The 11842-nt window shown below is 43.4% G+C and carries 13 protein-coding genes and 1 pseudogene; all 14 read left to right on the top strand.

The genetic code is table 11. From position 1 onward, the window contains the following. Window positions 1-304: 304 nt before the first annotated feature. The 14 genes and pseudogenes from PR683_RS05625 to PR683_RS05560 all read left to right on the top strand — a co-directional run bounded on the left by PR683_RS05625 (window position 305) and on the right by PR683_RS05560 (window position 11842). Window positions 305-823: a KilA-N domain-containing protein gene (locus PR683_RS05625; protein WP_196723630.1), complete on the top strand. Its 519-nt coding sequence runs from the start codon at window positions 305-307 to the stop codon at window positions 821-823. A gap of 21 nt (window positions 824-844) precedes the next feature. Then, window positions 845-1339 (top strand): phage terminase small subunit P27 family, encoded by a 495-nt coding sequence (locus PR683_RS05620; RefSeq protein ID WP_004911637.1) that lies wholly within the window; start codon window positions 845-847, stop codon window positions 1337-1339. Further along, entirely contained in the window at window positions 1336-3066 is a 1731-nt protein-coding gene (locus PR683_RS05615; RefSeq protein WP_238562739.1) for a terminase large subunit, read from the top strand. Before PR683_RS05620 ends, PR683_RS05615 begins: the two co-directional genes overlap by 4 nt. A 9-nt stretch (window positions 3067-3075) precedes the next feature. Beyond that, the gene (locus PR683_RS05610) at window positions 3076-3252 is read left to right on the top strand and encodes an ABC transporter ATP-binding protein (RefSeq protein ID WP_162598872.1); all 177 of its coding nucleotides are present in this window, start codon (window positions 3076-3078) and stop codon (window positions 3250-3252) included. A 2-nt stretch (window positions 3253-3254) separates the two neighbouring features. Beyond that, window positions 3255-4454, top strand: a pseudogene (locus PR683_RS05605) (phage portal protein); the annotation flags it as partial. A gap of 6 nt (window positions 4455-4460) precedes the next feature. Then, entirely contained in the window at window positions 4461-5108 is a 648-nt protein-coding gene (locus PR683_RS05600; protein ID WP_196723644.1) for an HK97 family phage prohead protease, read from the top strand. A gap of 10 nt (window positions 5109-5118) precedes the next feature. Beyond that, window positions 5119-6330, top strand: coding sequence for a phage major capsid protein (locus PR683_RS05595; RefSeq protein WP_196723627.1), 1212 nt, complete (start codon window positions 5119-5121; stop codon window positions 6328-6330). A 97-nt stretch (window positions 6331-6427) separates the two neighbouring features. Beyond that, complete coding sequence (locus tag PR683_RS05590) at window positions 6428-6733, top strand: head-tail connector protein (RefSeq protein WP_196723626.1); 306 nt, start codon at window positions 6428-6430, stop codon at window positions 6731-6733. Next, window positions 6733-7059 (top strand): phage head closure protein, encoded by a 327-nt coding sequence (locus PR683_RS05585; protein ID WP_238562737.1) that lies wholly within the window; start codon window positions 6733-6735, stop codon window positions 7057-7059. The genes PR683_RS05590 and PR683_RS05585 overlap by 1 nt, the downstream gene beginning before the upstream one ends. Then, complete coding sequence (locus PR683_RS05580; RefSeq protein ID WP_187710567.1) at window positions 7046-7435, top strand: hypothetical protein; 390 nt, start codon at window positions 7046-7048, stop codon at window positions 7433-7435. The genes PR683_RS05585 and PR683_RS05580 overlap by 14 nt, the downstream gene beginning before the upstream one ends. Beyond that, window positions 7432-7845, top strand: a complete 414-nt coding sequence (locus PR683_RS05575) for an HK97-gp10 family putative phage morphogenesis protein (protein WP_238562736.1) — start codon at window positions 7432-7434, stop codon at window positions 7843-7845. The genes PR683_RS05580 and PR683_RS05575 overlap by 4 nt, the downstream gene beginning before the upstream one ends. Window positions 7846-7868: 23 nt before the next feature. After that, a complete protein-coding gene (locus tag PR683_RS05570; protein ID WP_210786530.1) occupies window positions 7869-8330 on the top strand; it encodes a phage tail protein in 462 nt (153 codons plus the stop codon). Next, window positions 8330-8674, top strand: coding sequence for a phage tail protein (locus tag PR683_RS05565; protein WP_196719460.1), 345 nt, complete (start codon window positions 8330-8332; stop codon window positions 8672-8674). The genes PR683_RS05570 and PR683_RS05565 overlap by 1 nt, the downstream gene beginning before the upstream one ends. A 213-nt stretch (window positions 8675-8887) precedes the next feature. After that, the gene (locus tag PR683_RS05560) at window positions 8888-11842 is read left to right on the top strand and encodes a phage tail tape measure protein (RefSeq protein WP_238562735.1); all 2955 of its coding nucleotides are present in this window, start codon (window positions 8888-8890) and stop codon (window positions 11840-11842) included.

Below are 11842 nucleotides of genomic sequence, written 5' to 3'. Positions count from 1 at the left end.
ATTATCATCTATGGGGAGGGGCGGGTAAAATCTCTACCCCTCTCGCCCTTTAGGACTGCCGCTTCAGGTGAATTTTTATAACCGCGAAAAATGAAATTAAAACTGGCTGACTGTTTAGCCTAATTTATGTATCGAAAATCACTGGCCTCGCAATTGCGGGGCTTTTTGTATCTGCGCATTCACAGCGCACAAATTAAAAACCACAGAGCCTTACAGAAAGTCGAGCCTGAGAAATCCCGTAATGGTGTTTCTGTGGGCGGTATTTCTGTGTGAACAGGTTCGATTTTCTATAAGGATCCACACCATGAATCACCTCAAAGTAAGTATCAATGGAGTATCAGTTAGAGTTGATAGTGAGGGGCGTTATAACCTCAATGATTTGCATGCCGCGGCAGTTGCTGACGGAAAAGCAACAGAATCACAGCGGCCTGGTGTCTTTCTAAAAAGCCGCCAAGTGAAACGATTTGTTCAAGCTTTGAGCGATGCAACAAAAAGTGCATCGGTCAAAGTAATAAAAGGCGGATTAAATCAAGGTACTTGGGCTTTAGAGCTTGTTGTTATTCGATATGCCGCTTGGCTAAAACCCGAATTTGAAATTTTGGTTTATAACACTTTCCGTGATGCCGCTCGTAAAGGCCTCGATGTGTTATCGAGATTGAATAAATTGGATTACATCATTAACACTGAAACTAAAAATGTCAGTGGTTGTGCGAGAACGATGGCTAATTGGGGATCTGGTGGGCGTAAGCAGTTGTTACTTGCAGCAAGAGAGCGAATTGTTTCTGAAGCACAAATCTATTTACCGGGCATTGATGATTATTAATGCTTTATTGGAGGTTCTATTATGGCTGGCACTCCGGGCAAATCTGGTCGTCGCCCGAAGCCTACGGCCAGAAAAGAATTGGCCGGCAATCCGGGGAAACGTGCATTAAATAAAGATGAACCAGTATTCACGCCACTAAAAGGTGTGGCACCACCTGATTGGTTCACTGAGAACGAATTAGAGCTAGCCATTGTTATGTGGGATCTGACGATAAAAGAACTCTGCGGACAGGGTATTTTATGCATTACCGACCTTGCTGTGCTTGAGCGCTGGTGTGTTGCTTACCATATTTGGCGCAATGCAGTTATTGCCATCATGCGAGATGGAACTCGCTTAATAGGTGCGACGGGTGGCCCAATAAAAAACCCTGACTTAACGACAAAAAAAGAGCAGGAAAGCGAAATGGATCGTACTGGCGCAATGTTGGGTTTAGATCCGAGCAGTCGCCAGCGGTTAATTGGCATGGCAGGGCAAAAGAAACAAGATAACCCCTTTATGAGGATTATTTCATCATGAGCCGTAAATCTTACCCAAACGTCAATGCGGCAAATCAATATGCGCGTGATGTGGTTCGCGGCAAGGTTGTAGCGTGTCAGTATGTCATTGATGCTTGCCAACGACACATTGATGATATGGCCCAAGAGAAAGGGCGTAAATTCCGCTATCGATTTGATAAAGACTTGGCAGAACAAGCCGCTAAATTCATTCAGTTATTACCCCACACAAAGGGGGAGTGGGCGTTTAAGCGCATGCCTATTACACTCGAACCGTGGCAACTTTTTATTGTTTGTTGTGCGTTTGGCTGGGTGCAAAAGGGCACAAAACTCAGGCGTTTCCGTGAGGTTTATACTGAGATCCCCCGTAAAAATGGGAAATCGGCTATTTCTGCAGGTGTCGCATTATACTGTTTTACGTGTGATAACGAATTTGGTGCTGAGGTTTATTCAGGTGCAACAACCGAAAAGCAAGCGTGGGAAGTATTCAGGCCTGCAAAATTGATGTGCAAGCGAACACCGTTACTCACAGAAGCATTTGGTATTGAAGTGAACGCCAAGAACATGAACCGTCCTGAAGATGGTGCGAGGTTTGAGCCGCTCATAGGTGATCCGGGGGATGGTCAATCGCCACATTGCGCTATTGTCGATGAGTATCACGAACATGATACGGATTCGCTCTATACAACGATGTTAACGGGGATGGGGGCAAGGCGACAGCCGTTGATGTGGGCTATCACTACAGCAGGTTATAACATTGAGGGGCCTTGTTACGATAAGCGCCGCGAAGTGATTGAAATGTTGAATGGTACGGTACCGAATGATGAATTGTTTGGTGTCATTTATACCGTAGATGATGGCGACGATTGGACAGATCCTAACACGCTGAAGAAAGCCAACCCGAATATGGGGGTTTCAGTCTACAGTGAGTTTTTAATTAGTCAGCAAAACAGAGCAAAAAATAACCCTCGACTTGCCAGCATCTTCAAAACAAAGCATTTAAATATCTGGGTTTCAGCACGCTCAGCGTATTTCAATATGTTGAGCTGGCGCGAGTGTGAAGATAAAACCCTGACATTAGAAATGTTTGAAGGGCAATCTTGTGTTCAATCGCTCGACTTGGCCAGAAAGTTGGATATGAACTCACGGGTTAAACTGTTTACTCGTGAAATTGACGGCAAGCGGCACTATTACTGCATTTCTCCGAGCTTTTATGTGCCTTATGATGCTGTTTTTAGCTCAGATATTGAGAATCAACGAACTGCAGAACGCTTTAGAAAGTGGGTTGAAACTAAGCATCTGAAGTTAACAGACGGTGCCGAAATTGATTATCGCGTTATTTTAGAAGATGCCAAGGCAGATAACTTGAATAACCCGATTGAAGAAAGCCCGATCGACCCTCACGGCGCAACAAACTTATCTCACCAACTGGCTGATGAGGGATTAAACCCTATCACCATTGTTCAAAACTACACGAATATGTCTGATCCAATGAAAGAACTTGAAGCCGCGATTGCTTCAGGGCGTTTTCATCATGACGGTAACCCCATTATGACATGGTGTATGGGGAATGTGGTGGGTAAATATTTACCGGGTAACGATGATGTCGTTAGGCCTATAAAAGAGCAAAATGAAAATAAAATTGACGGGGCTGTAGCACTTATTATGGCTGTTGGTCGGGCTATGCTGAACGAACAGGAAGAAACGCTCTCATCTGTTTTATCGTCAAGAGGTTTAAGAACCCTCTAAGGAAACTCAATGAAATTTTTAACAATTACAGCCTTATTGGTTGGGATTGCTGGTGCCTGTTTACTATCGTTTGGTGCTTGGCAAGTTTACCCCGCGGCGGGGTATATAACAGCGGGTGGACTATGTTTATTTTGGTCATATCTGGTTTCAAAATCAATGAGCCAACCGAAAGATGATAAGGAGTAACTATGTTTTTTCCTGGTCTATTTCGGAAATCGAATGAGGGGATGACTTCACATGAACTCAGCGAGTTAATTGGGCTTTCTTATGATACCTATTCAGGTAGACGGGTAAGTCCGCAGTTAGCGATGCAATTAACCGCGGTATTTAGTTGTGTTCGAGTTTTAGCGGAATCTGTTGGGATGTTGCCGTGTTCCTTATATGAGCAGCTAGAAAAAGGAAATCAGCGGGCAATACGAGAAAGAGTCCATAAGCTAATATCAGTAAAACCAAATAACTATATGACATCTCAAGAGTTTTGGGAGTTGCTGATCGCTTGCTTGTGTTTACGGGGTAATTTTTATGCTTACAAGGTCTACGCGCTAGGCGAAGTGGTTGAATTACTCCCTCTTAACCCCGGTTCAGTTACCCCAAAATTAAACAGTAATTGGGAGCCAGAATATAACGTCACATTTCCAAATGGTAAGAGTGAAACATTAACACAGTCTGAAATTTGGCATGTACGCATTTTCACACTAGATGGATTAACCGGACTCAGCCCTATCGCTTATGCAAAACAAGCTGTTGGCCTTGGCTTGGCGACTGAAGAGCATGGCGCGAGATTGTTTGGTAATGGTGCTGTAACCAGTGGTGTTTTACAAACAGACCAATATTTAAAGGATGATGCTTATGAACGGTTAAGGGAAGATTTTACTGGCAGACATCAGGGATTAGTTAATGCTCATAAACCTATGATCCTAGAAATGGGATTGAAGTGGCAGCAAATTAGCTTGTCTGCTGAAGATGCACAATTTCTTGAAACGAGAAAATTTCAGCTTGAAGAAATCTGTCGTATCTTCCGTGTACCGCTTCATATGGTCCAAAATACGGATAGGGCCACGTTCAATAATATTGAAAACCTTGGGATCGGGTTTATCAATTACTCTTTAGTTCCTTATCTTACACGTATCGAACAGCGCATTAATGCTGGGCTTGTTAAATCAAGTAAGCAGGGTGTTTTTTATGCCAAATTTAATACAGGCGCACTGCTACGTGGTGATATGAAGTCGCGATTTGAATCTTATGCAACGGGTATCAACTGGGGGATTTATTCGCCAAATGAGTGTCGTGAATTGGAAGAGCTAAACCCACGTGAGGGTGGTGATATTTACCTCACACCAATGAACATGACCACAAAGCCAGAATCCTCAAAACAGGAGGGGGAACGCATGTCGATAATGACAAAACAACGGCTTGATGTACCACTAAAAATTAAGTCAGTCACCGACTCGGGAGAGTTTGAAGGCTATGGCTCAGTTTTCGGCGTGAAAGATAGTTATGCGGATATTGTGATGCCGGGTGCTTTTCTTAACTCACTGAATCAGTGGAAAGAAAAAGAGTCATTACCCGCCATGCTTTGGCAGCACAAAATGTCTGAGCCGATTGGTATTTATACCGAAATGCGGGAAGACAGCACGGGGCTCTATGTCAAAGGGCGATTACTCATTGATGACGACCCCTTATCTAAGCGCGCGCATGCACACATGAAGGCCGGATCACTATCCGGCCTTTCTATTGGATACATCCTCAAAGATTGGGAGTATGACCGCAATAAAGATGCCTTTCTATTGAAGGAAATCGATTTGTGGGAGGTCAGTTTAGTGACATTTCCCTCAAATGATGAAGCCAGAGTCAGTGATGTGAAGTCGGCATTTGCTCGAGGCGAATTACCCACACAAAAAAGTATTGAGCGAGTCCTGCGCGATGTTGGGCTTTCGCGAACACAAGCTAAGGCCTTTATGGCTAAAGGCTACGATGCACTTTCTCTGCGTGATGCAGAGCAAGAGGCTATCAACACATTGAAATCCATTTTTGATAAATAAAGGTACTATTATGGCTGTAGATCATAAAGACGTTAGTGAAGTTGCGCAGGAACTTAAAGGTAAATTCGAAGAGTTCACCCAAAAAAATGACAAGCGCATCGATGCGATTGAAGCAGAAAAAAGTAAACTTGCGGGCCAAGTTGACACGTTAAACGGCAAGTTATCGGAGCTGGATGAATTAAAAACTAGCTTAGAAGCTGAACTGGCTGAAATTAAGCGCCCTGATGGTAGTGTAAGCGCGACAAAAGAGGTGACTGAACACAAAGCCGCCTTTGAACAGTTTGTTCGTAAAGGGAAAGAAGATGGTCTTGCTGATTTAGAGCGTAAGGCTATGCAAACGGGCTCTGATCCAGACGGTGGCTTCGCAGTGCCAGAAGAATTAGATCGCAGCATCATTACTGCTCTGCGCGATGAAGTGGTTATGCGTCAGGAGTGTAATGTTATTACAGTGGGTACGCCTCACTTTAAACGCTTGGTGAATCAAGGTGGTACAAATAGTGGTTGGGTTGGTGAGGTGGATAAACGCCCTGAAACTACAACCTCAAAACTTGCCTCTATTGAGCCAGTGTGGGGGGAAATTTACGGAAATCCCGCAGCAACACAAGTTATGCTTGATGATGCGTTCTTTAATGTTGAGCAATTCATTACGGGTGAGCTGACGATTGAATTTGCTGAGCAAGAAGAGGCGGCTTTCACTCATGGTGATGGTATCAAAAAGCCAAAAGGCCTATTAGCCTATGGCAGTGACGAACAAGCTGATAAAGATCGCGATTGGGGCAAATTGCAGCATCTGTTACTGAAAAAACCGACAGAAATTACCGCTGATGAAATCATGAAACTGATTTATACCATGCGTAAAGCTTACCGCTTGGGCTCTAAGTTCATGATGAACAACAATACCTTGTTCCAAGTTCGTACGCTGAAAGATTCTCAGGGTAATTACTTGTGGCAACCGGGCTTGCAATTAGGTCAACCTTCCGCATTACTGGGTTATGGCATCGCAGAAAATGAGCAGTTTTCTGATGTTGTTGCAGACTCAGCACCTGTTGCATTTGGTAACTTTAAGCGTTGTTACACCATTCTTGACCGTATTGGCGTCCGCATGTTGCGTGACCCGTACACCAACAAGCCATTTGTGCATTTCTATACCACTAAGCGTGTTGGTTCAATGATGACGGATAGCAATGCTGTGAAGCTGCTGAAAGCACCAGCAGCTAAATAATTACAATGTTATCCATGGCGGCTTAGTTGCCGCCTTTTTTATACCTCTTAGATGCGAAGATAGTCGCATCACTTTAATAATATATAACGGAGGAATAATGTCTTTGCCAACTATAGAGGAGCTACGTCTGCAATGCCGTATTGATACCGAAGATGAAGATGCCATTTTATTGGGTTATTTATCAGCCGCTAAAGAAAAAGCAGCTAATTATTTAAATAGAGCGTTACATAATGACAGCGTTCCCGATAATGATCCAAATGGCATAACAATAACGCCAGTCATTAAGCTGGCATTGATGCTGGCGGTTGGTTTTTGGTATGACACGAGGGAACTAAAAAAAATCCCTCAAGGTTTTTACGAGTTGTTAAGCGATTATCGAATATCACCCATGAGGGCTAAGTAATGTTAGCCGGTGAACTTAATAAACGTATTGCGTTATCACGCCCAGAAGAAGTCAGGAACGATTTTGGTGAGCCTAAAACAGAGTTAGTAAAAGTCACTGACGTATGGGCCAAAGTGGAGGCGATGTCTAATCGCAAAATTCGAACTGCAGATCAGCAACAAGTTATTGAAACCTACCATTTCACTATTCGGACTCGCAGCGATATTGATGAGGGATGGATAATTGCTTATCAAAAGCGCAATTTCACGGTACGCGCATTAGATAGAAACCAGCCAGACCGTTTAATTATTACAGCGGAGGTCGACAGTCGACATGATAGAAACTGATATCAAGGCAGACTTAGAGCGACTAACGGGATTGAATGCTTACCCTGTCGCGCTACCTTCAAATGTGCTTGAGGGGGTGACTTATCAGAAAATAAGTGACCCTAAAATGATAACTGGCCTAGCTAAAACATCTCTTGTTCAAGCGCGATTTCAAATTACCTTTCAGATCCCTAATGACTATTCAAAAGCCTTAAAGCTTGAAAAAGTAGTGCTCAATGCATGGGAAAACATCACTCATGGTCACATTGGCCGTTATCCCGTTCAAACAGTTCAGCGAGGTAATTTTATGCAGAACCGAGAAGAACAGACGGATAAACGGGTTATTTGGCGTGTGATGCGTGATTTTATTATCACTTATCCAGAGGGGGCTGAATGAGGGTAACCGTTGAGATAAAAGGCCTCAAAGAATTGGAGTATGAGTTAAACCGTTTAGGGGAAGACATAACAACAAAAGTGCTTCGGCAAGCTGGACGTGAAGCGATGGCACCTGTACTGGAGGATATGAAGCAGCACGCAGGCTATGATGCAACCAGTGAATCAGAGCACATGCGTGACAGTATCAAGATCCGCACAACGAGCCGCATGAAAGACCAAAAAACGTTATCTGTCATGACCGTTCGTGTAGGGCCAAGTAAAGCTCACGCAATGAAAGCCAAGGCGCAAGAGTTTGGCACCATAAAACAAATCCCTAATCCCTTCATCCGTCCAGCATTGGACTATAACCGCCAGTTTATTTTAAACACGCTAGCCGCTGAAATACGCACTAGCATCGAAAAATATCGTTAATTCATTTAGTTGGAGTAAAAGTTATGGCAGATAAAACTTCGCCAGAGTACGCCGTTCTTCCTGCTGGCACCATTGTTAAATGGGGTAAAGTCAGTGATTTACCAACAGCACTGAAACCACTGATTAACTGTAAATCTATTGGTGCAACAGGTACTACAGGTAGTTTTGTTGATTGCACAACGTTAATTGATTTAAATAAGCAATCAATCTCAGATTTACCCGATGGGCAAGAGAAGACGCTCGGGTTTATTGATGATCCCGAAAATGCCGACTTCGCAGCATTTTTAACAGCAGCTGACGCAAGAGAAACCGTTCAATTCTATGTGCAATTCCCAAATAAACGTACAGCAACAATACTATTAGCGCTGGCGGGTTGGGAGTTGAATGACGTTAGTGCGCCCGCTAGTGAGGTTATGCAAATCACAGTTAAAGGTAAGCAAAACAATGTTAAATGGGGTGTGGCTGCAACAGGGGGCACAAAATAATGTCTCTAAAATCATCACTATTAAAACCAAATCCTCATGTTGAAAGCCACACAATCCTGAACACGACCGTTTTTATTCGTCGGCTAACAATTGCTGAAATAGATGAGTATGAACTTGAGCTGCGGCAAGCCCAAGAAACAGGGCTTAGCTCTGAAGCCAGCAAAGCAGGTGCAAGGCTAATTTTAAAGGCGATTTGTGACGAGAAAGGGAAGCCGCTTTCAGAAAAAGAGCTGCCAACAGATGATGAGTTAATCAAGGCACATGATACCCCGACATTACTTGAGGCAATGAAATTTGTTCAGCAATTCAGCTATGGAACGGTGGAGGAAGCCCAAAAAAACTAGCCAACTCACCTCGCCTTAAGCTCATTTTTCAATTAGCAGATAGGTGGGGTGAGCCCGACCCAAGAAAAATAGCTCAATTGCCTGCCGATATTCTCACACATTGGCAGGCTTTTTTTATGTCTGGCAATGAAGAATCGCCAGAGTTTCAACCAGATATTACACAAATTGAACCTGATATCGAGGCTCAGTGTAATGATGTCATGAGGATAATAAATGGCTGACGTTGCAAGTTTAGCGGTTGCGTTACACCTCAACGCAGCTTCTTTTAAATCCCAAGTTTTTGATGCTTATGATTCTGCTAGCAAAGAATCCAAAAAGTTTGCGCAGTCTGCATCCAAAGATGCCGGGCAAACAGCCGAGAGGTTATTAGAGGTTTCAGCTAATGCCAGAAAAGCTGGCGCTGATCTATCGGCTTCTGGCCAGATAGCGCGAAGCTCTCAGCTTGGATTTGGTCAATTAAGAACCGCATTAACGAATGTATCCGCAGGCTCTAATGTTGCCACCAGTAGTTTAATTGGTGGCTTTATTCCCGCTTTAGAGCGTTCTTTGGAAAATGTGAATAACGTTAAGTTTTCTTTAGCAGAGCAGCAACGTGTTGCACAAGAGGCTGCACGTGAGGCAATTAACTTATCGCGTGCACAAATTGAAGGCGCTCAAGCTGATAGAAAAAGCGCTCAAGAAAAAATTAACCTTGCTGCCAAAATGCGTGATGAAGCTATTGCAAGGCGTGAGCAAGCATTTTCGCTCGATGAATATTTAGAGCGACAGGTCGAAGTTAATAAACAACATGGTATTTCTGTTAGTTATGCGGAAGAACATGCCAAGAACGCGCGAGTTATCCGAGAGGCTAATATTGCCGAGGCTGAAGCCAAAAAGCGGATGCAAAGTGCATCCATTGAGATTATTTCAGCAAATAAAAGCGAACTTGATGGTAAGAAAAACCTCACAACAGCAACCAATCAACTATCCGAAGCCAGCAAAGAACTGACATTTTCTCAGCGTGCTGCAGCTAATAGTGCGAGTTTATTCAAAAGCGCATGGGGGGTGATGGGTGGTGCTGTTGGTATAGGGATTATGGCGTCAGCGGGAGCCTTTACTTATCTCCATTCGCAGTACCAGCAGGCCGAAGAACGCCAAAAGGCCTTTAATGCTGCGCTGCAAAAAGGCGGATTAGGGCTAACAACAACGGCCTACGATCTGCGTAATCTTGCCAATGAATTGGGGGGTACCGCGGAAGCCTATAAATCAGTTACCGCAGCTGCCTCAGCAGGTTTTTCTGGTGATTTGCTACATCAAGTATCAGAACTTGGTGTCCAGATGGAAAAATCAGGGGGTAATGTTGATGAGCTGATATCTAGGCTAGTTGCTTTGGGTGAAAAGCCAGTTGAGGGACTGCAAAAGGCAATTGATGCAGGACATATCATTGATGCTCAAACCATGGAAAGGATCGCAAAGTTAGAGCGAGAGGGTAAAAAACAAGAGGCTGCTAGTGCAGCAAGGCTAGCAGCAACAGCGGCAGAAAGTGGATATAACAAGAGTGCAAAAGAATTTGCAGGCCAACACATAGAAAAAATCAAAGACTTAAATAAGGCCTACGTAGGACTGCAAATGACTGTGCGCAATATTGATATGGGTGGTAGAGATCCATTCATGGGAATGTATATTGCGACTAAAAGTTTGTTAGCGGATAAATTAAGAAAGGAACAAGAAGACCAGCAAAAACAACAGGTAGAACAACAAAAAAACTTAACTGATAGTTTAAAGCTTCAGATTAACTTTAATGCGGCTTTTTCTGCAGGTATTGATCAGCAAAAAGAACGCGCCGATAGAGAAAAGCAATTTAAGGACATGCTCGATAAAGGCACCATTTCGGCAACGGAGTATCAACAAGCATTAAAGGGATTGGATAAGCTATTTGCGACACCTAAAAAAACGGGTGGCAGTGCTGTTATCGACGAAGGAAAGCAACGAATAGAACAGCTTTTACAACAAGGTGCAGCGTTACGTGCTCAATTAGAAGAAACTGAGGGGCTAACAGCATCTGAACGTAAGCTTGCTTCATTTGAACAAGAGTTAATTGGATTACAGGGGCAGCACCTCAACGCTCGACAAAAAACCATTCAAGCCCATTCATCTGAAATTCGTGCACAGTTAATAAAAAATGCAGAGCTAGAAAAGGAAATAAAATACAAGGAACTACGGAAAAAGTTTGATGATCAGAATTTTGAAGTGATGCAACGAACATCAAAATTAAGTCAGGATTCATCAAATCAAATGTTACAAATGACCATGAGCCAACCTGCATATGAGCTTATGCTGGAGGAGCAAAGGGTTCGTGATGATTTTCGCCAGCGTCGTTATCAGTTAGATAAAGAAGTATCGGATAAAACCACTCAACTCTATGCAGATCAAACGCTCTTTTTATCTCAAGAAGAACAAAGGCAATTAGATATTGTTAGGCAATCTTCTCGCGATAAATTAGCGATGAATCGAAATGCAACAACTGGCATGGCGAAAGGTATTCAGGATTTTGGTAATTCTGCTGAGAATGTGTATGACCAAATGCGCACAATCAGCAATGGCGCACTAAGTGATATGTCTGGAATGCTAGCTAATTTTGTCGCCACTGGAAAACTAAACTTTGCAGATTTTGCGCAATCTATTGTGACTGAAATTACAAAAATGATTTTTCAGATGATGATATTTAATGCGTTAAAGGCTGGGTTTGCGGGTACTGCATTTGGTGATGCTATTGGTGCAGGGGCGGCTCCTACCCCAAATGCTAAAGGTGGTACATACAATTCACCAGGGTTAAGTGCATATAGTAACACTATCGTAAAATCACCCACATTATTTCCGTTTGCAAAGGGCGGAGCACCTAAAATGGGATTGATGGGAGAAGCTGGTGCGGAAGCAATTATGCCATTAACCCGTGCGCGTGATGGTTCTTTGGGGGTAAGGGTGCTTGGTTTAGATACACAACAGCAAACCCCGAATATTATCATCCAACAAACTTTCCATTTAACAGGAAATGGCGATCAGGCTTTGCAAGAGGCCATTCAGCGGGCGGCAGAAATGGGAGCAAAGCAAGGTTCACAGGATGCTTTAACTAAGATTCAGCGGGACTTTCAAAATAATGGCACATTAAGAAAAAGCCTTGGGAGGTAA

Source organism: Providencia sp. PROV269 (assembly GCF_028477785.1).
GTDB classification, from domain to species: Bacteria; Pseudomonadota; Gammaproteobacteria; order Enterobacterales; family Enterobacteriaceae; genus Providencia; species Providencia rettgeri.
This window is presented reverse-complemented; position numbering and strand designations above follow the sequence as displayed.

Coding starts and splice junctions, on each gene's coding strand:
- PR683_RS05625 (WP_196723630.1), top strand. CDS start 305: ATGAATCACCTCAAAGTAAGTATCAATGGAGTATCAGTTAGAGTTGAT.
- PR683_RS05620 (WP_004911637.1), top strand. CDS start 845: ATGGCTGGCACTCCGGGCAAATCTGGTCGTCGCCCGAAGCCTACGGCC.
- PR683_RS05615 (WP_238562739.1), top strand. CDS start 1,336: ATGAGCCGTAAATCTTACCCAAACGTCAATGCGGCAAATCAATATGCG.
- PR683_RS05610 (WP_162598872.1), top strand. CDS start 3,076: ATGAAATTTTTAACAATTACAGCCTTATTGGTTGGGATTGCTGGTGCC.
- PR683_RS05595 (WP_196723627.1), top strand. CDS start 5,119: ATGGCTGTAGATCATAAAGACGTTAGTGAAGTTGCGCAGGAACTTAAA.
- PR683_RS05590 (WP_196723626.1), top strand. CDS start 6,428: ATGTCTTTGCCAACTATAGAGGAGCTACGTCTGCAATGCCGTATTGAT.
- PR683_RS05585 (WP_238562737.1), top strand. CDS start 6,733: ATGTTAGCCGGTGAACTTAATAAACGTATTGCGTTATCACGCCCAGAA.
- PR683_RS05580 (WP_187710567.1), top strand. CDS start 7,046: ATGATAGAAACTGATATCAAGGCAGACTTAGAGCGACTAACGGGATTG.
- PR683_RS05575 (WP_238562736.1), top strand. CDS start 7,432: ATGAGGGTAACCGTTGAGATAAAAGGCCTCAAAGAATTGGAGTATGAG.
- PR683_RS05570 (WP_210786530.1), top strand. CDS start 7,869: ATGGCAGATAAAACTTCGCCAGAGTACGCCGTTCTTCCTGCTGGCACC.
- PR683_RS05565 (WP_196719460.1), top strand. CDS start 8,330: ATGTCTCTAAAATCATCACTATTAAAACCAAATCCTCATGTTGAAAGC.
- PR683_RS05560 (WP_238562735.1), top strand. CDS start 8,888: ATGGCTGACGTTGCAAGTTTAGCGGTTGCGTTACACCTCAACGCAGCT.